Source organism: Methanothrix sp., assembly GCF_016706325.1.
Lineage (GTDB): Archaea > Halobacteriota > Methanosarcinia > Methanotrichales > Methanotrichaceae > Methanothrix.
The window spans coordinates 1,043,752-1,065,583 of the sequence record NZ_JADJJX010000001.1; the positions used below are offsets into that span (position 1 = coordinate 1,043,752).

21 protein-coding genes and 1 tRNA gene are annotated in these 21,832 nt (G+C 55.5%); 12 read left to right on the forward strand and 10 right to left on the reverse strand.

Annotation, left to right across the window (positions count from 1 at the left end; genetic code table 11):
* The first annotated feature begins 33 nt into the window (after window positions 1-33).
* On the forward strand, window positions 34-1,368 hold the full coding sequence (locus IPI63_RS05445) for a tryptophan--tRNA ligase (protein WP_292477138.1): 1,335 nt from the start codon (window positions 34-36) through the stop codon (window positions 1,366-1,368).
* 301 nt (window positions 1,369-1,669) lie between these two features.
* On the opposite strand, the gene IPI63_RS05450 is transcribed toward IPI63_RS05445, so the two are convergent.
* Entirely contained in the window at window positions 1,670-1,927 is a 258-nt protein-coding gene (locus IPI63_RS05450; RefSeq protein ID WP_214065939.1) for a hypothetical protein, read from the reverse strand.
* Window positions 1,928-2,237: 310 nt separating this feature from the next.
* On the opposite strand from IPI63_RS05450, the gene IPI63_RS05455 reads away from it, so the two are divergent.
* Window positions 2,238-2,411, forward strand: a complete 174-nt coding sequence (locus IPI63_RS05455) for a hypothetical protein (protein ID WP_292477139.1) — start codon at window positions 2,238-2,240, stop codon at window positions 2,409-2,411.
* 255 nt (window positions 2,412-2,666) lie between these two features.
* The gene (locus tag IPI63_RS05460) at window positions 2,667-3,377 is read left to right on the forward strand and encodes a DNA alkylation repair protein (protein ID WP_292477141.1); all 711 of its coding nucleotides are present in this window, start codon (window positions 2,667-2,669) and stop codon (window positions 3,375-3,377) included.
* 91 nt (window positions 3,378-3,468) lie between these two features.
* Here the strand turns inward: IPI63_RS05460 and IPI63_RS05465 are convergent, their stop codons facing one another.
* Entirely contained in the window at window positions 3,469-5,499 is a 2,031-nt protein-coding gene (locus IPI63_RS05465) for an adenosylcobalamin-dependent ribonucleoside-diphosphate reductase (protein ID WP_292477143.1), read from the reverse strand.
* 130 nt (window positions 5,500-5,629) lie between these two features.
* Between IPI63_RS05465 and IPI63_RS05470 the strand changes: the two genes are divergently transcribed.
* On the forward strand, window positions 5,630-6,391 hold the full coding sequence (locus tag IPI63_RS05470) for an AAA family ATPase (protein WP_214066109.1): 762 nt from the start codon (window positions 5,630-5,632) through the stop codon (window positions 6,389-6,391).
* A gap of 75 nt (window positions 6,392-6,466) precedes the next feature.
* On the opposite strand, the gene purM is transcribed toward IPI63_RS05470, so the two are convergent.
* Together purM and IPI63_RS05480 are read right to left on the reverse strand one after the other, a co-directional pair.
* Window positions 6,467-7,462, reverse strand: a complete 996-nt coding sequence (gene purM / locus IPI63_RS05475; RefSeq protein ID WP_292477145.1) for a phosphoribosylformylglycinamidine cyclo-ligase — start codon at window positions 7,460-7,462, stop codon at window positions 6,467-6,469.
* Complete coding sequence (locus tag IPI63_RS05480) at window positions 7,459-8,853, reverse strand: aspartate kinase (protein WP_292477147.1); 1,395 nt, start codon at window positions 8,851-8,853, stop codon at window positions 7,459-7,461. The genes purM and IPI63_RS05480 overlap by 4 nt, the downstream gene beginning before the upstream one ends.
* 159 nt (window positions 8,854-9,012) lie before the next feature.
* Between IPI63_RS05480 and IPI63_RS05485 the strand changes: the two genes are divergently transcribed.
* The 4 genes from IPI63_RS05485 (at window position 9,013) to IPI63_RS05500 (ending at window position 13,060) form a co-directional block, all read left to right on the forward strand.
* Window positions 9,013-11,208: an elongation factor EF-2 gene (locus IPI63_RS05485; protein WP_214066111.1), complete on the forward strand. Its 2,196-nt coding sequence runs from the start codon at window positions 9,013-9,015 to the stop codon at window positions 11,206-11,208.
* A 69-nt stretch (window positions 11,209-11,277) separates the two neighbouring features.
* Window positions 11,278-12,552 (forward strand): translation elongation factor EF-1 subunit alpha, encoded by a 1,275-nt coding sequence (tuf, locus tag IPI63_RS05490; RefSeq protein WP_292477148.1) that lies wholly within the window; start codon window positions 11,278-11,280, stop codon window positions 12,550-12,552.
* Window positions 12,553-12,577: 25 nt separating this feature from the next.
* Window positions 12,578-12,886, forward strand: coding sequence for a 30S ribosomal protein S10 (rpsJ, locus tag IPI63_RS05495; protein ID WP_214066113.1), 309 nt, complete (start codon window positions 12,578-12,580; stop codon window positions 12,884-12,886).
* A 100-nt stretch (window positions 12,887-12,986) separates the two neighbouring features.
* Window positions 12,987-13,060, forward strand: a tRNA-Arg gene (locus IPI63_RS05500).
* 69 nt (window positions 13,061-13,129) lie between these two features.
* Here the strand turns inward: IPI63_RS05500 and IPI63_RS05505 are convergent.
* Window positions 13,130-13,345 (reverse strand): AbrB/MazE/SpoVT family DNA-binding domain-containing protein, encoded by a 216-nt coding sequence (locus IPI63_RS05505; RefSeq protein ID WP_292477150.1) that lies wholly within the window; start codon window positions 13,343-13,345, stop codon window positions 13,130-13,132.
* 213 nt (window positions 13,346-13,558) lie between these two features.
* Window positions 13,559-14,164 (reverse strand): hypothetical protein, encoded by a 606-nt coding sequence (locus IPI63_RS05510; protein WP_292477153.1) that lies wholly within the window; start codon window positions 14,162-14,164, stop codon window positions 13,559-13,561.
* Between the two features lie 122 nt (window positions 14,165-14,286).
* On the opposite strand from IPI63_RS05510, the gene IPI63_RS05515 reads away from it, so the two are divergent.
* Window positions 14,287-15,114, forward strand: a complete 828-nt coding sequence (locus IPI63_RS05515) for an HAD family hydrolase (RefSeq protein ID WP_292477155.1) — start codon at window positions 14,287-14,289, stop codon at window positions 15,112-15,114.
* A gap of 193 nt (window positions 15,115-15,307) precedes the next feature.
* A complete protein-coding gene (locus IPI63_RS05520; protein ID WP_214066116.1) occupies window positions 15,308-15,862 on the forward strand; it encodes a hypothetical protein in 555 nt (184 codons plus the stop codon).
* Between the two features lie 231 nt (window positions 15,863-16,093).
* On the opposite strand, the gene IPI63_RS05525 is transcribed toward IPI63_RS05520, so the two are convergent.
* Entirely contained in the window at window positions 16,094-18,421 is a 2,328-nt protein-coding gene (locus IPI63_RS05525; protein ID WP_292477156.1) for an RND family transporter, read from the reverse strand.
* A gap of 85 nt (window positions 18,422-18,506) precedes the next feature.
* Here IPI63_RS05525 and IPI63_RS05530 point away from each other — a divergent pair, with 85 nt between their 5' ends.
* Window positions 18,507-19,013, forward strand: coding sequence for a GbsR/MarR family transcriptional regulator (locus IPI63_RS05530; RefSeq protein ID WP_292477158.1), 507 nt, complete (start codon window positions 18,507-18,509; stop codon window positions 19,011-19,013).
* A gap of 40 nt (window positions 19,014-19,053) precedes the next feature.
* Here the strand turns inward: IPI63_RS05530 and IPI63_RS05535 are convergent, their stop codons facing one another.
* The 3 genes from IPI63_RS05535 to IPI63_RS05545 are packed head-to-tail and all read right to left on the reverse strand — an operon-like array spanning window position 19,054 to window position 21,082.
* Window positions 19,054-20,067 (reverse strand): pentapeptide repeat-containing protein, encoded by a 1,014-nt coding sequence (locus IPI63_RS05535; protein WP_292477160.1) that lies wholly within the window; start codon window positions 20,065-20,067, stop codon window positions 19,054-19,056.
* Between the two features lie 49 nt (window positions 20,068-20,116).
* Window positions 20,117-20,806, reverse strand: coding sequence for a thymidylate synthase (locus IPI63_RS05540; RefSeq protein ID WP_292477161.1), 690 nt, complete (start codon window positions 20,804-20,806; stop codon window positions 20,117-20,119).
* A gap of 57 nt (window positions 20,807-20,863) precedes the next feature.
* The gene (locus IPI63_RS05545) at window positions 20,864-21,082 is read right to left on the reverse strand and encodes a hypothetical protein (protein WP_292477163.1); all 219 of its coding nucleotides are present in this window, start codon (window positions 21,080-21,082) and stop codon (window positions 20,864-20,866) included.
* Between the two features lie 117 nt (window positions 21,083-21,199).
* Here IPI63_RS05545 and IPI63_RS05550 point away from each other — a divergent pair, with 117 nt between their 5' ends.
* Window positions 21,200-21,790, forward strand: a complete 591-nt coding sequence (locus tag IPI63_RS05550; protein WP_292477165.1) for a hypothetical protein — start codon at window positions 21,200-21,202, stop codon at window positions 21,788-21,790.
* Window positions 21,791-21,832 lie beyond the last annotated feature (42 nt).

Below are 21,832 nucleotides of genomic sequence, written 5' to 3' on the forward strand. Positions count from 1 at the left end.
ATAGATATATCAGCGCCCCCTCCTCTTTCGGCCATGGAGACGAGGCTTGATCCCTGGGGTTCAGTTCATGTGGAAGATTACACCAAGCTCTTCGAGGAGTTTGGGATATCGAGCTTCGATGATATCCTTCCTTATCTGGCAGAGCCTCATCGCTACATGAGGCGCAGGATAATATTCGGCCATAGAAACTACGATGCTGTCCTGGCAGCCATGCAGAACGGCCGGCCTTTCGCCGTCATGAGCGGCTTTATGCCCACCGGCAAGGCTCACTTCGGCCATATGATGGTCATGAATGAGATCATCTGGCACCAGCAGCAAGGAGGGGATGCTTTCGCTGCCGTGGCCGATATGGAGGCCCATTCTGTGCGGGGCATAAGCTGGAAGAGATGCAGAGAATTGGGCATTGAGGAGTATATCCTCAGCCTCATCGCCCTGGGCTTTCAGCCCAAAGAGAACAGCCACATCTATTTTCAGTCCGAGAACCTCGATGTGCGAGACCTGGCCTTTGAACTGGGGATAGAGGCCAACTTCTCCGAGGTCAGCGCCATCTACGGTTTTAGCGGAGAGACCTGCATCTCTCATATGGAGAGCGTGATGGTCCAGAGCGCCGATATCCTCCATCCACAGCTGGCGAAGTATGGCGGGCCAAAGCCGGTGGTGATACCGGTGGGCGCCGATCAGGATCCCCATATCAAGCTCACCCGCGACCTTGCCCGCCGGATGAGAAGATTCCTCATCGAGAGAAGGGGTGAGTACATCTCCGTCCGGGGCAAGGCCGCAGGCCAGGAGCTGATGAAAGCGGCTGAATCGGCCTTGCTGGGGACGGGGCTGGGAGAGGTCAAAAGGTATGAGGAGCATATCGACCTGACCGATCTCCGGCTGAGAGAGGGCCAGAGCATCGATGATGCCCGGCAGGAGATCGAAGAGCTGATCATAAGCCTGGAGACGGAGCACGGCGGGTATGGCTTCATCCCCCCGGCCTCGACATACCACCGCTTCATGACCGGCCTTACCGGCGGGAAGATGTCCTCCTCCAAGCCGGAGAGCTACATCGCCCTCACCGAGGACCCCAAGGAGGCGGCAGGTAAGGTCCTGCGGGCCATCACCGGCGGCAGGCAGAGCCTGGCCGAGCAGAAGAGGCTGGGAGGAGAGCCTGAGAGGTGCTCTATATATGAGTTCCTTCTCTTCCATCTATCAGAGGATGATAGAGAGCTTCTGGAACTGGAGCTTGAATGTCGAAGCGGCAGGCGGATGTGCGGCACATGCAAGAAGGATGTGGCGGAGAGGATAGAGAGATTCCTGCATGATCACCAGCAGGCACGCGAGGCGGCGCGGGAGAGGCTGCCGGAATTTGGAATAAGGCTTTAAACCAGGGCGCCTTCGTCCTCGATCCCGCAGAGTGGGGGGATGTATGCCCTGGATCATTCGATAATGTAGAATCACAATCAGCCTGGCTATGCAATTGCTATATGCTCTCCAGTATGGCTATGCAATTGCTATATGCTCTCCAGTATGGCTATATGCAATCAGATGGCTATGCAATTGCTATATGCTCTCCAGTATGGCTATGCAATTGCTATATGCTCTCCAGTATGGCTATGCAATTGCTATATGCTCTCCAGTATGGCTATGCAATTGCTATATGCTCTCCAGTATGGCTATGCAATTGTTATATGCTCTCCAGGATTATCCTTTCCCCGACAGACAGACCATGGCCGGGGCTGGCCCGCAATCGGATGTACTGGTCGCCACAATGCACTCCAATCAATGGGATCTCCTCCTGGGCGGTGGCGCTCTCCAGTGCCAAAAAGGTCCTTTCATCCGGGGATCTGATCTTGCCGCCATCATGGGCCGCTCCATTCAGAAATACGGCGGTGACTATATCCGACCCGCTATCATAGCTGCTTTTTCTTATATCAGTGATCATCAGCAAGCTCATGGCATGGCAGCTCCAATCTCTATGCACTCTGATGCAAATCAGAAGAGGAGTCCGGCCCTGGCAGAGGCCGGAGACCGACGACAGGCGGACGACGGTAAAGGAGGTCAACCAGCTTTCTGTCGCTATTTCATTTGTTTGGATCGAACTAATTAATAAGCTTTTTGCTTTTTGTAACAATATAGCTATGAAGAGAGTGAGATGGATTGATGTTTTATGCAGAGGTTTGGAGGCGAAGAGGTATGGGATGCAACCTGCAATGCAAAAACACTCGCGACAAATTCAGGATAAACTGATTTATATGATCGACTGGAATCTGATCTGGAAGGATGCTCTCCTGACGTTCCGGCTTACTGAAGACAGTTGCTATGGACTGGAGGAGGGCGTGCAAAGCTACGACTGCTCTGAGAATATCAGGGCAGATGGGAAGAGAAGGGTCACTGCCCTGGAGCTCGACCTCTCCTGGCGGTGCTGAGCATTGGAGCGGAGGCGGGGCGGCACGAGCTGGTCATAGCCCCCTACTCTGAGGATATTGGCAAGGCGTTTAAAATAGGCTACAGATGTTTATTATTTATTGTTTATGTTTATTATTTATTGTTTATTGTTTATTGTTTGTTGTTTGTTGTTTATTGTTTGTTGCTTGTTGCTTGTTGTTTATTATATTCAGCATCTCCCATGCCATCCGATCCTCAGCGATGACCTTTTGGCCTGGGCCGCTCTATGCTGAAATATGGATAGGGATATTCTGTTCGCAGTGCGCCAGGAGCTAATAGAGGGGATCGATGAGAAGACCAGAGATGGCGCATCACGCTTCTTCAAAGAGGAGGTCCGGTTTTATGGGGTTAAAGGCAGCCTGGTCAGAAGGATCGCAGCCAAATACCTCCAGGAGTTGAAGGGAGAAGAGAAAAGCGAGATCTTCGCCCTCTGCGAGAGTCTGCTCCGCTCAGATTATGGGGAGGAGGCGTCCATTGCCTTTGAATGGGCCCACTCATTACGCCGTCAGTATGAGCCATCTGATTTTTATATTTTTGAGAGGTGGCTGAAGCAGTACGTAAACAACTGGGCAAAGTGCGACTCCCTCTGCAACCACGCCCTGGGAAGCTTAATTGAGATGTACCCCCAGTTTGTAGAAGATCTCTTTCTCTGGGCCCGGTCAGACAATCGCTGGGTGCGAAGGGGCTCTGCAGTCACTCTCATCCTTCCCGCTCGCAGGGGTGACTTTCTGCCGGAGGTCTTCATGATCGCTGACATCCTCCTTGAGGATAAGGATGATCTGGTGCAGAAGGGCTATGGCTGGCTTCTCAAGGAGGCAAGCCGGACACATCAGGACCAGGTCTTCGAGTATGTGATGAGAAACAAGGCCATCATGCCCAGGACAGCTCTCCGCTATGCCATTGAGAAGATGCCAGAGGAATTGAGAAGAAAGGCGATGGAGAGATGATATCCGCCTCCGCCGCCGGCTGGACCCGATAGCCTTCCCCCACTCTCTGGAATGGTGACATCCACTTAAGGGGCGGGCTTGGCCAATCCCTCTATCCGCAGTACTTGCAACCGGGAACGGTCTCCCCATTTCCCAGATAAAGCACCTGGCTCCGGCTGCCATATCTGAATACAGTCACCCCTTTGCATCCCAGCTCATAAGCCAGATTGTAGACCCCGATTACATCGCTAACCGTCGCCTCTGCCGGCAGGTTCACAGTCTTGGACACAGCATTGTCAGTATGCCTCTGGAAGGCAGCCTGAACGCGCACATGCTGCTGAGGGGAGATGTCCAGGGCGGTGACAAAGAGCTCCTTCAGCTCCTGTGGCACCCCTGCAATATCCTGCACACCCCCTCTCCGGGCGAGCTCTGCCCTCAGCTTTGGGGTGTAGATTCCCCGCTCCTCTGCTATCTTCTCAAAGAGGGGCGAGACCTCCAAGAGCTGAGCCCCTTCCAGCACCCGGCGGACAAAGGCCAGGGCGAAGAGGGGCTCAATCCCGCTGCTCGTCCCGGCGATGATGCTGATGGTGCCGGTGGGAGCGATGGTGGTCACAGTGGCATTTCTCATGCTGCTATAGCCCCGATGGGGCGACTCTTCCCAGAGGGGAAATGAGCCCCTCTCCTCTCCCAGAAGGGCCGATTGGGCACGGGCATGCTCAGTGATGAATCCCATCACCCTCTCCGCCAGGACCACCGCCTGGGGCGAGGCATAGGAGATGCCCATCCCGATGAGCATATCGGCAAACCCCATCACCCCCAGGCCGATCTTGCGGGTGGAGAGGGTCGCCTTCTCAATCTCCTTCAGTGGGAAGCGGTTCATCTCGATGACATCATCCAGAAACCTCACCCCCAGGCCGACAAGCTCTGCCAGGCGGTCCCAGTCCAGCTCCCCTCCCCTCACCAGCCGGGAGAGGTTGATCGAGCCCAGGTTGCAGGACTCATAGGGCAATAGCGGCTGCTCCCCGCAGGGGTTTGTGGCCTCGATCTTTTCGGGGAGGGGATGGGCAGCATTGATGCGATCGATGAAGATCATCCCCGGATCGCCCCCCCTCCAGGCAGAGGTGGCGATGAGGCCCAGGAGCTCCCTGGCCCTCCGCCGGCCCGCTGCCAGTCCCGTGCGCGGATTTATCAGCTCGATCTCGCCATCCTGGCGCGATTTGCTCATGAACTCATCTGTCGCAGCCACAGAGAGGTTGAAGTTCTCCAGAAATCCCGGCTGCTCCTTGGCCCCGATGAACTCCATGATATCGGGATGGTCGACCCGCAGGATCCCCATATTCGCCCCCCGGCGGCGCCCGCCTTGCTTGATCACATCGGTCGCCGTATCGAAGATGCGCATGAAGGAGACCGGGCCGCTGGCCACGCCTCCTGTGGCCCGGACGGCATCATTCTTTGGCCGCAGCCGGGAGAAGGAGAAGCCCGTTCCCCCTCCGCTCTGATGGATGAGGGCCATGCTCTTCAAGGCCTCGAATATGCCGGCAAGGGAGTCTTCCACCGGCAGGACAAAGCATGCTGCAAGCTGGCCTAAAGGCAGCCCGGCATTCATCAGGGTGGGGGAGTTGGGCAGAAACTCCAGGCCCCTCATCATCTGCAAAAAGAGGGACTGATACTGCTCGCCATCTCCGCCATAGCGATCCTCTGCCCGCGATACATGCCTGGCCACCCGGGCGAACATCTCCCCTGGGCTCTCCACCACCGCTCCCTGCTCATCCCTCATGAGATATCTCCTCTTCAGCACCTCTGCTGCATTGACAGAGAGCTTCAGGTCGTCTGCCACGCCCAGATAGCCTTTGGCCTCTCTGATCTCCGCCCTTCTTTGGCGGTAGAGGATGTAAGCCTTGGCCACATCGGCGTAGCCCGCGGATATGAGAGCCCCTTCCACCAGATCCTGGATATCCTCCACCCCGGGAATGGAGGAGGCAAATCGCTCCTCCGCCTCTTCTGCTACCCTCTCTGCCAGGCTGGCCGGGGCGTCCTTCTCCTCCCTGCCCACAGCCCGAAAGGCCTTGGAGATGGCCAGAGCTATCCTCTCCGGCTGGAACTGCACCACCCGGCCATCCCGTTTTCTGATGCTCTCGATCATGCCTCCCTCTCCGCCAATTCTCAGAGATAAGAAAGGGGGAATCAGATATAAACCTGCATCTTTCCCCGCTCAAGCCGCAAAATTTCTATGGCTTGACTGCTGACTGGCTATAATTGCAGAGGTTAATGAAATGAAAATCGCCATCTCAGGAAAAGGAGGCGTGGGCAAGACCACCCTCGCTGGAACCCTGGCCCGTCTCTTTGCACGCGACGGATACAATGTCCTGGCCATCGATGCCGATCCGAGCATGAACCTGGCCTCGGCCCTGGGAGTTAAGGATCTGCCCAAGCCGGTAACCGAGCACAAGGAGCTGGTTGAGGAGCGGGCAGGCATGCCCATGGGGATGTTCAAGATGAACCCCAAGGTCGATGATGTGGTATCCATGTGCGGCTGCACTGGGCCTGACAATGTCAAGCTGGTGGTCATGGGCACCATCGACTCCGGGGGCTCGGGATGCATGTGCCCGGCCAATGCCTTCGTCAAGGCCCTGCTCCGCCACGTTATAACCAAAGAGAAGGATCTGGTGATCCTGGATATGGAGGCGGGGATAGAGCATCTGGGCCGGGCTACTGCCAGGGGCGTTGATGCCATGATCGCCGTGGTGGAGCCGGGGATGAGATCCATTGAGACTGTGGAGAGAATAATGCACCTGGGCAAAGAGATAGGGATCTCCAGGTACTTTGCAGTGATCAACAAGGCGGATGACCCAGGTCCAGTGGCAGAGAAGCTCTCCGCTATGGGCATACCAGTCCTGGGAACCATACCCTTCGACCGCTGCCTGGTGGAGGCAGATCTGGCAGGCAAGACTCCTATGGATGCCGACTGCCCTGCAGTCCAGTCCATAAAGAGGATCAAAGAGCAGCTCGAGGAGATGTTCGGCGAGAAGAAGTAACGCTCAGATAAAAATAGAGAAAAATAAGATAGAGATAAGAAGAGATGGATGGGCAGGCCCTGGAGGGGGCCGGGGCTAGAAGACCAGGTGGCCGGCCCTCAATCCCTCCTCCACCACTGAGCCTATGATGCGAGATCCCGGTCCCATGATCCGGCAGGCCTCCCCTGCCTCCTCCTCCTCCAAGACCACCAGAAAACCCATCCCCATGTTGAAGGTGCGATACATCTCCTCATCCTCCACATTGCCCTCTTCCTGCAGGAAGTCAAAGATGGGCTGGGGCTTGAGGGGATCGGTGATCTCGAATCCCAGATCGCTGATCCGGCGCAGCTTGAGCAGTCCGGAGCCGGTTATGTGCGCGAGGCCGTGGATATCACAGCCCCTCACCAGCTCTAAGACCTCGTGATAGATCCTGGTGGGAACCAAAAGCTCCTCCCCCAGGCTCCCCTTGCCTCCGGGCAGTCGATCGTGGTAGCTGTACCCTGATTGGGCCACTATCGCCCTGGCCAGGGTGTAGCCGTTGCTGTGCAGGCCACTGCTGGGAACCCCCACCAGCACATCCCCCTTCTTGATCCTCTCCCCGGTCACCACCTTATCCTTGTCCACGACGCCAATGGCAGTCCCTGCCAGATCGAATCCCCGGATGATCTCCGGCAGGGAGGCGGTCTCTCCTCCCACGATGCTCATATTGGAGAGCTCCGCCCCCCGGGCCAGGCCGATGGCTATCTGCTCAGACCGCTCTGGGTCGACCTCCTCCACTGCCAGGTAGTCGACAAAGGCGATGGGCTCGGCGCCAATGGCATAAAGATCGTTCACATTCATGGCAATGCAGTCGATTCCCACTGTATCCCACTTGGAGAGGGCATTGGCGATCAGGACCTTTGAGCCCACACCATCAGTGGTCATGGCCAGGGCGAAGCTTCCCATATCCAGGAGGCCTGCATAGTGGCCAATATCAGTCAATGGCGCCCCGAATCCTTTGCGCTTGGTGGTGAGAACGGACTTCATGGCCGCAATGGACCTGTTCTCCAGATCGATGTCCACCCCAGCCCGGGCATAGGTGAGCCTCTTCATGCCTCTCCACCCAGGCCGAACTCCCTGTGAAGCTCTCTGACTGCTCTTTGCCCATCCGCCGATGAGACCACAAAGGAGATGTTATGCTGCCCTGATGCCTGGCTGATCATGACCACATTGATCCGGGCCTGACCCATGGCCTTGAAGACCCGGGCAGCAACCCCCGGAGTGCCCGCCATCCCAGATCCGGTCACTGCCACAGCACAGATATCACGGTCATGGGAGATCTCCTTGACCACATCCCTGGGAAACTCAGATCGCAGTGCTTCATCAGCTCGATCCGCCTGCCCTTCCTCTATGACCATGGATATATTGGCCTCAGAGGAGCCCTGGCTGATCATCACTATATTGATCCCCGCTTTGGCCAGAGCAGTGAAGGCGCGGGCGGCAACGCCCAGTGTCCCGATCATCCCTGCACCGGATATGTTCAAAAGCTCCACATTATTATGCAGTGTGACCGCCTTGATCACATCCTCCTTTGGAATATCATCTCTTACTACCTGGGTCCCCGGGTCCTCGGGATCGAAGGTGCACTTGACCCTCACTGGAATTCCTTTCCTGATGGCGGGCTCGATGGCACGGGGATGGAGGACCTTGGCCCCGAAGTAGGAGAGCTCCATCGCCTCCCGATAGGAGATGAGGGGGATGGTCTTGGCCTCGGGGACGATCTTGGGATCGGTGGTCATGATGCCCGAGGTCTCCTTCCAGAACCAGATCTCATCTGCATTGATCGCCGCTCCAATCAGTGAGGCGGAGAGGTCGGACCCTCCCCGGCCCAGGGTGGTGATCGTCCCCTTCTCATCCTGGGCTATGAAGCCGGTGACCACGGGAACCCCTCTCAGCGGCAGCAGCTTTTGGGGGATCAGGTTGTAGGTCTTCTCCAGGGGCCTGGCATCGCCGTAATTGCTGTCGGTGATGATTCCCACCTCCGAGCCGGTATAATGCTGGGATGGTATGCCCATATCCCTGAGCACCCCGGAGAGGATGGGCGCCGCCAACTGCTCGCCGTAGCTGGAGATATAATCAAGCGAGCGTTGGGTCAGCTCTCCTAGATAACAGATGCCGATGTAGGCCTTCTCCAGAAGGGATAGCTTCTCGGATACAACATTCTGGACCTCTTTGGCTATCTTCGGATCCTGGATAGCATCTGCTATTGCTTGGTCATGCCTCTCTGTGAGCCTCTCCATGAAGTCCATCACATCCGAGACATCGCCTTCGCTTGCCGCCCTCCTGGCGCAGGCCAGGAGCTCATCGGTTACCCCTTGAAGGGCAGAGGTAACGAGGACTATCTCATTATCGCGGCTGAAGTGCCCGACCAGATCTCCCACATGCCTCAGCCGGTTTCCGTCCGCAACAGAAACGCCACCAAACTTCATTACCAAGCGTGCCATCGTAAAAACCGATCCAGAGCTTTCTTCGCACTGATTTAAGCTTTATCTCCCCTTACAATCCGCCGAAGAAGAGGGCCGAAGGCTTAAATAGATTGAGCCCGAGCAGTCACAGTCCTAGTCAGGATTATAAGGTTTATCTCAAACTTCGCGAGGCGTATTATGGGCAAGAGGAAGAAGATAGCAGAACGTGTAACGACCCTGATGGATAAACCTCAGTCTATAAGGAACATCGGGATCGTTGCTCATATCGATCATGGCAAGACAACCCTTTCAGATAACCTGCTGGGCGGAGCAGGCATGATCTCCATGGATCTGGCAGGAAAGCAGCTTTTCATGGATTTCGATCCCCTGGAGCAGGCGCGGGGAATAACCATCGATGCCGCCAATGTCTCCATGGTCCATGAGGTGGACGGCGAAGAGTATCTGATCAATATGATAGACACTCCCGGTCACGTGGACTTCGGGGGGGACGTCACCCGCGCTATGCGCGCCGTGGACGGCGCAGTGGTGGTCGTGGATGCAGTGGAGGGCGCTATGCCCCAGACGGAGACCGTGCTGAGGCAGGCTCTGAAGGAGGGCGTCCGTCCAGTCCTCTTCGTTAATAAGGTTGACCGGATGATCAATGAGCTCAAGGTGGAGAAGAAGGATATGGCCGCCCGCCTGGGCAAGGTAATAGACAATGTCAACAAGCTCATCCAGGGAATGGACGAGGAGAAATATAAGGCCGGCTGGAAGCTGGATGCAGCCAAGGGAAATATCGCCTTCGGCTCCGCCCTCTATAACTGGGCAATAAGCGTTCCCCAGATGAAGAAGACGGGAATCGGCTTTGATCAGGTGGTCGACTACTGTAATGCCGGAAAGATGAAGGAGCTGGCAGAGAAGGTTCCCCTGTATATTGCAGTCAACGACATGATCGTCAAGTTCCTGCCCAGCCCGGTCGAGGCCCAGAAGGAACGGGTCAATATCATCTGGCATGGAGACTGGAACAGCCCAGTGGGAAAGGCCATGTCCAACTGTGATCCGAACGGGCCGGTGGCCTTCATGATCAACAAGGTCAAGGTCGACCCCCATGCAGGCGAGGTGGCCACAGGCCGGCTCTTCTCCGGGACCCTCAGGCGGGGCATGGAGCTTTATGTATCGGGCTACGGCGGAACCAACCGCATTCAACAGACAGGCGTGGTCATGGGAGCAGAGAGGGTGGAGGTGGAGGAGATCCCGGCGGGGAACATCGCTGCTGTCACTGGCCTGCGGGATGCGATCGTCGGATCTACTGTCTCCTCTGAAGAGGGAATGACCCCCTTCGAGCAGATCAAGCATGTCTCAGAACCGGTCATGACAGTGGCGGTCGAGGCCAAGAACACCCGCGATCTGCCCAAGGTGGTCGAGGTGCTGAGGCAGATCGCCAAGGAGGACCCCACCCTGCAGGTCAACATCAATGAGGAGACAGGAGAGCACCTCATGGCGGGCATGGGCGAGTTGCACCTGGATGTAACCATAACCAGGATCCAGCGCGATCGCGGGGTGGAGCTTAAGACCTCGCCCCCCATTGTGGTGTACAGGGAGTCCATAGCCGGCCATGCCGGGCCGGTGGAAGGGAAATCGCCCAATCACCACAACCGCTTCTATATCGAGTTCGAGCCGCTGGAAGAGGGAGTGGTCACTGCCCTGAAAGAGGGCAAGCTCAGCATGAAGATGGAGGAGCTGGAGCGCAGAAAACTGCTCACCGACAACGGCATGGACAAGGATGAGGCCAGGAACATCTCCGGCTACTATGGCACCAATGTCCTCCTCAATATGACCAAAGGCATCCAGTACCTGAGAGAGACAATGGAGCTCATGCTGGAGGGCTTTGAGGAGGCCTTGAAGAATGGCCCCATCTGCAGGGAACCGGTGCAAGGGGTGAAGGCCAAGCTGATGGATGTCAAGCTGCATGAGGATGCTGTGCACCGCGGCCCGGCCCAGGTCATTCCTGCAGTCAGGCAGGCTGTGCAGGCTGGAATCCTCATGGCAGATCCTGTATTGCTCGAGCCCTTCCAGAATGTCTATATACAGGTGCCTCAGGATCAAATGGGTGGAGCCATGTCTGAGATCCAGGGAAGAAGAGGTGTCATCCTGAGCATGGAAAGCCAGGGCGATATGGTGATCCTCAAGTCCAAGATGCCCGTGGCTCAGATGTTCGGCTTCTCCGGGGCGATAAGATCGGCCACAGAGGGGAGAGCACTCTGGTCGACGGAGTTCGCAGGATTCGAGCCCCTGCCGGCGAACCTATTGCAGGAGACCGTCAGGCAGATCAGGACCAGAAAGGGCTTGAAGCCGGAGATGCCCAAACCCAGTGATTACCTGAAGGTAGTATAACCACCCTTCGAAAGGATTAAACGCAGAAATACTAAAAATATGGATAGTGCCAGTTGGAGGAGATAAGTTATGGCAGATACAAAGCCGCATCTCAATCTAGCATTCATTGGACATGTCGACCACGGAAAGTCGACTACCGTAGGCAGATTGATGTACGAGACCGGGGCCGTAGACCCCCACACAGTTGATGAGTATAAGAAAGAAGCAGCAGGCAAGGGAAAGGCGACATTCGAGTTCGCCTGGGTCATGGACAGCCTGAAGGAAGAGCGCGAGAGGGGTGTTACCATTGATATCGCCCATCACCGCTTCGATACCGCCAAGTACTACTTCACTGTGGTGGACTGCCCTGGCCACAGGGACTTCGTGAAGAACATGATCACCGGAGCCAGCCAGGCCGATGCAGCAGTATTGATTGTGGCCGTGCCGGAAGGAGTCATGGCTCAGACCAAGGAGCACGTCTTCCTCTCCAGGACCCTGGGCGTCAACCAGCTGGTTGTGGCCATGAACAAGATCGATGCCACCACCCCACCCTACGACGAGAAGAGGTTCAACGAGGTCAAGGAAGAGGTAGGCAAGCTCCTCAAGATGGTTGGATACAAGATCGATGAGATCCCCTTCATCCCCCTCTCCGGCTTGACTGGAGACAACCTCTCCAAGGCCAGCCCCAATCTGCCCTGGTATAAGGGTCCCACTCTGCTTGATGCCCTGAACAACCTGAAGGTTCCAGAGAAGCCCACCAACCTGCCTCTGCGTGTACCTGTACAGGATGTCTATACCATCTCTGGCGTGGGCACTGTGCCCGTGGGCAGAGTGGAGACCGGGGTCATGAGGAAGAACGATAAGATCGTCTTCCAGCCCGCTGGAGTGTCCGGCGAGGTCAAGTCCATTGAGATGCATCACGAGGAGGTGCCTGAGGCATTCCCAGGGGATAACATCGGATGGAATGTGCGCGGCGTATCCAAGAAGGATATCCGCCGGGGAGATGTCTGCGGATCGGTGGAGAAGCCCCCGACAGTGGCCAAGGAGTTCAAGGCCCAGATAGTGGTACTGCAGCATCCGAGCGCCATATCCGCCGGATACACCCCTGTATTCCACTGCCATACTGCTCAGATCGCCTGCACTCTGACCTCCATTCTGGCCAAGCTGGACCCCAGGTCAGGAGCGGTCAAGGAGGAGAATCCCGCATTCATCAAGGCAGGTGACGCAGCCATCATCATGGTCACCCCCTCCAAGCCCATGGTCATCGAGCCGGTGAAGGAGATTCCCCAGTTGGGCAGGTTCGCCATCAGAGACATGGGCACGACCGTCGCTGCAGGAATGTGCATAAGCGTGGTACCACGCTAAATCAACTTTTTTTCGGTGTTAAAACATGCAAAAAGCTAGAATTCGGCTCTCTGGCACCAATCCCTTGATGCTGGACGATATCTGCAATCAGGTCAAAGGGATTGCCCAGAGGACGGGAGTCCATATGGCAGGACCCATTCCCCTCCCCACCAAGAAGATGGTCGTTCCCTGTAGAAAGTGCCCTGATGGAGAGGGAACTGCCACCTGGGACCACTGGGAGATGAGGGTCCATAAAAGGCTTATCGATCTTGATGCCGATGAGCGCGCTCTCCGCCAGCTCATGAGAATTCAGGTTCCCAAAAATGTAAATATTGAGATTGTTCTGGAGAGCTAGAGATTAGGTAGGGCTGCTTTTCCGGGAAGAGAGCCCGATGCCTATATATTCCATAATTTTACTGGTGATACATGCTCTCTTCCAAGAGGGACAAAGATGGGGACTCGTAGTATAGTCTGGATAGAATAGAGGCCTCCGGAGCCTCGGGCCCGGGTTCGAATCCCGGCGGGTCCGTGAAACTTTTTTAAACCGGATTATTTGATTGATAATCCCCTCAATCCCTCCCATCCACCCCCTCAAGGATCAGCTGCTTGCGGCCTTCCCCCTCTCCCTCCCGGAATTTGATCCATCTGCCCCCTTCAAAATAGCCCCTTCATCGATCTTCTTGAGAATGATGGTCCCATCGCCCAGATGGTCTATAGCGATCCTGTCTCCTGTGCACAGATCAAGGCCATATCTGATGGCCAGGGGAAGCTGAACCCTGCCGTTAGCGTCGATACTGGTAATCAATCCATTCACCCAGGGCTTCCATCCTTTGAGTTTATAAAAGGCTTGTTTTGAGATGAGATTCATATGAGGGCAATGAGATAAGATATCTGCCCTAGAAGATGGCAAAAATATGAATCCTCTCTTTAGCAGTCTATGCCCTCGCATCCCGCATCCCTCTTCACCCCGGCGGGCTCCTCCCTGAAGATCAGCCTCTTCTCCACATCGAAGGTGCCGGTGAAGGACTCATGTACCTTGACATCCTTGGAGAGCAGCTTGTGCAGATGGGCATCGGTCTGCCAGGTCCCATTGAATGAGTTCCTGGTCGCTATGCCCACTGAATCCACAGGCCTTGCTCTGAGCAATCCGGCGATCTTCTCCTGATCGGCGGCGCCGGAGGAGGGATCGGCGGAGGCGAAGAATGTGCTTCCTCCCTCTCTCCATCTCAGTGACGGAGAAGGACTCCTGTACCTGGGCTCCTATTCCTCCCCAGAACGATTTGGAATGGATGTGCTTCGTTCCCACCATGGGGGTGGTGCCGAAGTAGCTGATCCTGGAGCTCTCCCAGAGGTTCAGAGGAATGAGAGAGCTGTTGCCCATCCCCGGCAGCCGCCCAGCTCTCTGGGATTCAACAGTTCCAGTGTCCATCTCCAGGTCGCCGTCCCCGGTCATGAAGCTGTTATACTCCAGGGCCAGATCTCTGTCCTTTATCGAGACGCCAACCTCGAAATAGCCTGTTCCGGCTACCCTCAGGCCGTTGGTGAACTCCCCCTCCTGGACCTTTCCGGATAGAGCTGAGGCCATATCTATCTGCCCGGAGAAGATGAGGAATATCAGCAACAGAGCCAGCACTACTCCCCTCGTGATCCTACCCCATTTTTCTTGCTGAAGTTCTATTTGTACCTTCTAGATAAAAAAGTTATTGCACTGAAGAGCGATAGTTTGATCAGACCCCATGCCCAGATCAAGGGCTGATGTCAGGGGATCTCGCTGTGGTCATGGATGTGGCAGGGACGATCATGAGGATGTATCGCGTGGCCAAGGATATCTCTCGCAATGTGATCTTGGAGGGGGTCGTCACCTGGGAGCTCATCATGGAGAAGAGCGGCCGGGCGCTGGTGGTGCCTCAGATGGATCCGGATATGATAATCTCCCTGCATCCCGAGGAGCCAGTCCGGGTGCTGGCGACGGGCCGGGAGGAGTGCATCAAGGTCAGCTGCTCCTCTGGCCGGGTATCCGCTGATGAGGCCCTGGAGATCCTCAAAAATTCGCCGGCCAGAATGCGCGACCTGCAGGAGGCATGTGCAATGGTGAAGGCGAAGTGTGAGGGGAGCTACCACACCGCCGGATTCATAATCGACAGGGATCTCGGGGAGATCGTCTATGCCATGAGCACTGGGGGCATCCCCTTTCCCGGATTGGAGGAGGCGCTTTTGGATTTGGAGGCCATGGGTGCGGATATCTATCTGGCCTCTGGCGATAGCAGAAGGAGCCTGAGCAGCCTGGCGGATCTGGGCATAGAGCCCTCGCGAATGAACCCTGTCGCCAACCCCCAGCGAAAAGGGGAGATCGTAAGAGAGCTCAAGAGAAGCTACCGCCAGGTGGTTATGGTCGGGGATGGTCTGAATGATATCTATGCCCTGAGAGCAGCCGACCTGGGAGTGCTGACGGTAGAGCAGCAGACCCGCCCCTCAACCAGATTGCTGGATGCCGCTGATGTGATCATCAAGAGCATCAGCGATCTGCCGGGCATCATCGAAAGATCCAGATCTATCGAAAGGGATGAGTTCATCCCCGCCTGAATCCTCCCTCTCTTTCCGGTCCTTTGTTATGGTGCAATTGACATGATGTTAAATATATTCTATCTGAAATGGGCCGGACATGGCTTATTCTAGGAAAAGTATTATATACCTTGGCAGTTGTTCCTTTGAATGGCAACCTTTTAATTCGCTTCGAAATGAGATCGAACTGGAAGAAACTAGGAGTAGCCAATAAATGTTCGAAGAGCTTTTAGAGCTATACAAAACAAAGGCTGAAGAGATTGATAGAGATCGTAAAGAGGCACAGGCCATGATCATGCTCGTCTCTGCCATCGACAGGATGTCAAAGGATCTGGACTCCAAGAAGAGCGATGTCGAGCTATTGGGGCGGCTGATCGATCAGGTTGATCGCCTCTCCAAAGAGGTCTCCGACCTCAAGAGCCAGCTTCGTACCAGGCAGGCCCGTTCCTCTGCTACAGCGGTGTCTGGTCCGGGCGAGGGGCGGGCACTGGATAATCATGCCCGATCTCTGATCGATATCATGGCGGAAAAGCCGGGCAGATACACTACCAGCGAACTGGTGGACATCCTCGGTCTGAATAAGACAACGGTCATAAGTGTGATGAAACGTGCTCTGGAGCTTGATCCAAAGCATGTCAAGATGAGCCAGGGGAAGAGGCGTAAGCTCTATCTGGCCTACGTCTCCGATGAGGATGCCCAAAGGGCAGAATCGTCATCAGGCGCTGGTGAATCCGACCGTATGAAGCTTGAGCTCATGGCCATGACCTGAGGGAGAGTCATACCGGAAAACTGTGTGAAATTTATATGACCACAGGGGCTGAACCGCCGGGATGATCCCGGCGATCCTTCTCCCTGGAGGTTGCCCCCAAGCCGGTTTTTTGCAGATATTCTCTCCGGCAGAATATCTTAATTTTTCTATATGGTTCAGCCAGTGTTGTCCTGCAGACTAACAATAGATCTTGGGTATCTTGCTACTTATATGAAACAGCTGTCATAGCATTCAATGCCACAGAGCCTGAGAGATTTTGGCAATTGCAGCCTTGATCGGCTTTCTTCTCAACTCCATGCGGAAGATCAGCACCACAAATACAGTGAATGTGGTGGCCAGGGCGAAGAGTATCGCCAGCACTGTCACCATGCCGAAGTTATTGGTGATATTAAAGGGGGATGATATCAGGGCGACAAAGCCGAATATGGTGGTGAGGCCGGAGGCGATCAGGGCGGAGCCTATGGCTTTGGTGGCTATGGAGAGGGCCTCTTCGGGATCGCCGATCGACTCCAGCTCCTCATAGAAGCGCTCCATCATCAGGATGGCATACTCAGATCCCACTCCCAGGATCAGCGCTCCCAGGCAGGCTGTGAGGGGGGTGTACTTCATGCCCGATAGGTACATCACCCCGCCCATCCAGCCTATCACCACCAGCATGGGCAGCACAGGAAGCAGGGCCTTTATCAGATCGCGATAGATCGCCAGGAGGACTATGAATATCAGCAGCAGGCCGAGGAGGGTCATCTCCGTCCTTCCTTTGGTCAGGGCGGTTATCACTGTGGTCATCACCACAGAGTCGCCGGTCATCCTCACTGCAACCCCCGCCGGAGGAGGGTTCCAGGCGATATCTTTTTCGATCTCCTTCATCAGCCGGTCTGAGCCCTCAGTGCCCAGGTTGGATATGGTCTGGCCCACATCAAGATCGATTATGGCGGTGTTGCGTCCATCCAGGTATATATCCCGCCTGCTGGGAGGAAGGGAATTGACCAGCTCCCTGATGGTTGTTCTATCCTCAGGAAGGATCCCCTGATTTGCCCCTTTTGCCAGGCTGGCGATGCTGGTATACCCCAGTATCTGATCTCTGGATCTCTTCAGATAGATGGAGAACTCATCCATCCATTGCAGCACCCCCGGATCGGTGATATCATCGGCCTGCACCAGCAGCTGGATGCTATCTGTGCCCCCGAAGATCTCGCTCATATGTCTGAAATCTATCAGAGGGGGCAGGTCCTGGGGCACATAGTTCTTGAAGTCGGTGTCTACAGGGACCTGAGTATCGGAATAGATGCCAGCCAGGGCAAGAAGGAGTGCAGCGGCTAAAATGAGCTGCCAGCTCGCAATGCAGAAGGCTGAGATCCTCTCCAGCATCCGTTCGATGATCGTCTCCTCTCTCCCCTTGCCAGTCTCTCCCCCCTCCTCTGCATCCGTATCCCTGGCTGCATGCCCCTCTTCTGGGCGGCGATGGTGGGTTTTTTCCATGAGTATGGAGAGCGTTGTCACCCCCACAAAGAGGGCGGAGAGGAAGCAGAGGACAAGCCCGATCAAGCAGACCAGCCCGAAGTCCCTCACCATGGGGATGGAGGAGGTGAGCAGGGAGAGAAAGCCCATGGAGGTTATGATCAGGGCGATGATCACCGGTTTGGTGACATGCTTTACCGTCTGTATCACTGCACTCTGCGCTAGGCCGGTGCGGATGAACTCCTCATTTATCCGGTTCTGGAACTGGATGGCATAATCGATGCCAATCCCGATCAATATCGGAAATGCGGACATCGAGACCATGGTGAACGGTATTTGGAGAAGGCCCATGGCGCCGAAGGTCCAGCCCACGCCCAGAAAGACGATTGGGATGGGAAGAAGAGGCCATCTCACCTTAGAGAAGGTCATCAGAAGTGCCACTATCATCAGAAAGCCCGCCAGGAGAAGAATAGGGGCATTGCTCTTGGCCATCTCAGCAGTGATCGAGTTCATCAGGGCGGGCTGGCCGGTGAGGGTGAGCCTGGTATCGGCAGGAAAGCTGGCCAGTTGCAGTTGGCCGTTCGCCTCCTGATGCAGCTCCCTCTTCTCCGATTCTGTGAGGGAGACAGGCAGCTCTATGGAGAGCATGGTATGGCTGCGATCGGGCAATATCGCCGCCAATATGGGACTGTCAGCAGACAGGATCTCAGCTATTCTCTCCTGATCGGGAATGGACCTCCTTCCGCTGCTCTCTTTCTCCTCATCGGCCACAATGTCGGCGATGCTGGTGACGGAGAGGACGCCCGGTGCCTCCTTCATCCTATCGGAGAAGAGGAGCATCCTTCTGAGTATCTCCGGCTCTGTCACATCATCCGCCTCGATCAATATGGCGATGGACTCAGTCCCAAAGTTCTGCACATAGAGGTGCTCGTAGATCTGGTAGAGGCTGGAGTCCTTGCCCACCATGCTCTCAGTGGCCAGTCCTTGCATCTCGATCTGCTGGGCATAGTGAATGGAGACAGAGGTGAGAAGCAGAGTGGCAGCGATGATCAGAATGGGGTTTTGAGCTATCCATCGGCCAAGCCGCTCTGCGCTGTCCATAACAAATGCCTCAAAAGTTCGGTTTTTACCGACCAATCGAAACATGCGAAAGATAGATAAAAGTTGTGGTCTTCTCCCAATGGTGATGGACCAGGAGGTGAGAGCCCTCTTGAAGAGGCATATGATAGATGCCTGTGTCAAGGTGGCCAATAGCCGCGGCTGCTGTGATGCCGTTGGGGTATTGCAGGGCACCCTCTTTCTCACGGATGCCCCTCTATCCATGGATCAGCTGGTGGAGGAGACCGGCTACAGCAAATCCACAGTCAGCATCAATATGGGCATCCTGGAGAGAATGGGTTTGGTCAAAAGAGAGGTCATTCCTGGGGATAAGAGATACCACTATGTACCAGTCAGAGATCCTGATTCTCTCCGGAGGGATATGATCGTCAACATCCGCCAGAATCTGCAGGATATTCTGATCGCTCTTGACAGAACTGAGGCCGATCTGAAGGCCAGAGATGGTCCGGACCCATCAGTCCCGGAGAGGATCGAGGAGATCAGACGATATTATAGACGGACCGATAAGATGCTGGATCTGATGTCAAGATACAGCACAGAGGAGCTCATCTGCCGGCTGGAGGCGCCCATCTGAGGATGCCTCCTGTGGGAGGCGCTGAGCTGGGCTGAGGGCTTCATCTCAGCATCACCTTGCTCATAGTGATCAGGAATAGAGCCATGAGCAGCCAGCCGAGCAGGGTCTCAAAGACAGTCAGGAACTCGAAGCCCTCGATGATGCAGATATTCTGGGGGGCCCGGCCAAGAAACCACATGCTGCTGAAGTAGAAGGCATCGCTCAGGGTTATGATGCTCCCTGGATCGGCAGAGGCTGATGGCTGGAGGGCATGTCCTCCCCAATAGATGGCAGTGAAGAGGATGATCAGGGCCAGGCTGAGGAGCATGGTGTGGGACGGCCGGACCCCATAGCCGCAGGAGAGCCAGGCCAATTTGTCGACCAATCTCGGAAATGCCTTTGTGGTCCGGGTCTGCTTCTCCCTTCGATACTGATAGTAGCAGCAGTCCTCGTCCTCAAACTGCTCCAAATTTCTGAAGTTTTTTATCAGAGTGAGATAGACTGATCCATTGTAGGGAAGGTTGCTGCGGATGGAGTTCCAGCGGACTGCAATCCGGTTGTAGTTGAGGTCTTTTAAGTGAATGCTGGAGTGCTCCTCGAAGATGGCATCGGAGAGGCGCAGGGTGTAGACTTTGGCATTGGAGAGGTGAAAGCTGCGCTGGAATCTCGCCCGGCCAAAGTCTGCATCATTGAACCTGGCGCGAGAGAAGTTGGCCTCAGTGGCGAAGTGGGCACGGGAGAAGTTGGCCTCTCCTTGGAACTGGGCCAGGGAGAAGCCGGCATCCTCCTGGAAATTGGAGTCCGAGAAGTTGGCCACCTGAGAGAAGACTGTGCCATCAAAGTCCACCAGCCCCTGGAAGGCACAGCGATCGAAGAACGCATTGCCCTTGATCACAGAGTACTCTATCTTGATTATCGATCTTACGATCTTCCGCATATCCCTGTCCAAAGGGAGGTCCAGATCGTGCAGATCCAGGTCGCCATAGATGATGACGTTCTCGTACTCAACCGGCCTGCCCTCCTCTAGCCTCTTATGCACCTCTTCTGCTCTGATCATCAGGAGGTTGTCGACCATAAGCGCAGTGGCTTTCGATGAATGCAGATATGCCTTTCGCTCCCTCTGCTCAGCTCTCGCCTCTCCCCAAAAGCATCTCCTCTACCCAGTCCCAGTCATGCTCATAGATGTGGGCAGAGGCGCTGGTGGTGGAGATGGAGCCCGGCTCAGCCCCCACCTCGCAGGCGGCATACTCCAGCAGCCTGGCCAGGCCATAGAGGTTGGCGGGATAGGCGCCGGCGAAGTCATGGCTCCGGAAGAAGATGGAAAGGTGCAGCCTGCCGCCACGCAATTTGAAGTCGTCCACGATCATGCAGGGGACCTCATCCCGGGACGAGTCCAGGGGAGGGATCCAGGTGACTGCTGTGGCCCGACGGGTGGCAGGAGATTCCCGCAGCCGCCGGATGGCCATATCGATCTGATCCAGGGAGGGCATGCCCGGCATCCTCCAGGAGCGCAGCCTTTCTCCATAGGTATACTCAAAGCCGGGGTTCTCGCCGCACTGGAGCTGATGGGCATACTCCTCCAGCCGTTCCTCATTCCAGGAGTACTCCTCAGGAATCATCTCTTGATATGGATCTTGCACCACCATCTGCAGGGATAAAAGCTCCAGGATACGAACCCCCCTCTCATCTACCATCTCCTCTCCCTGCCGCCAGATGAGGTTCAGGCCTCTGTGCCAGGCATCAGAGATGGTGCGTGCGCGAATAAACCTCCCAAGGCCATTGCTCTTCAGTTCAGATGATGATGTGTGCGGCAAATCCCATCCTCCTCCCGTACATGAGATCACCATCCTCCCTTCAGTACTTCAAGTTTTTCAGGAGAGATGCCCGGTGAGATGATGGATCAACACCCCCAATCCTCCATAGCTGAATTCTATATTGATCAATCCGGCATAAGTCACTATGAATATCAATATTATTATAAGTTCAATAAAGATGAGCAAAGCTATCAGAAACAGGCCGAATCCCGGCATTCTGATGGCCTCAATTGCAAAATCCCACGGAGTCCTTCCCACTACCATATGAATCCTCACAGAGTGCAACAGAGGATGTTCTTGTCAAAAGGCTATAAAGTGTGGGAATGAGGGCAGGGCGAAAGTGATCGCTCCGGGAAAAGCTACTTTAATAAGGGGGTCGAAAAATCTTGACTGATGGGAGACTTTGAGTGGGCGATGGTCAATTCGCTCAACACCTTCTTCGAGAGGGAGGGCATCGCCGCCATAGCCTACCGCCTGCGCCAGTCGCAATTCGCCACTCAGCTGGCCGATATCCTGGTGGACTCCAAAATTCCTGAGTACTACCTGGCCATTGAATGCAAGAGCCTGGATGCGCGCAAGACGAGGTCGCTGTACTTCAAGCAGCACTTCAGCACAGCCGCCGGGGCCCACCAGATAGAGAGGGAGACGGATTTCATCACTCGCTCCGGCCGCCAGGGCATACTGGCAGTGGAGCTGCGAAATGGAACGGGCAGGAGCAAGACAGCCCACCTAATCCCCTGGGGGTTGATCTTCGACCGCTACAATGAGGGCGGGGCAGGGATAACATTACAGGAGATCCAGGTGAATCCCCCCCTGAGTAGAAAGGGCAGAGCCTATGAGATATCCCGTCTGGATATACTGAGGATCACTGGATACTACGATCTGGTGCTCAATGATCGCTCTATAGATACAGAGCCCTGCTCTGAGGATCTGCTCTTTGAGGATCTATGCCCTGAGGGTGAGGATCTAGGCCTTGAGGAGTGAATGATCCGATCATTCTAAAATTTCCATCGCTTCATCTGAGAG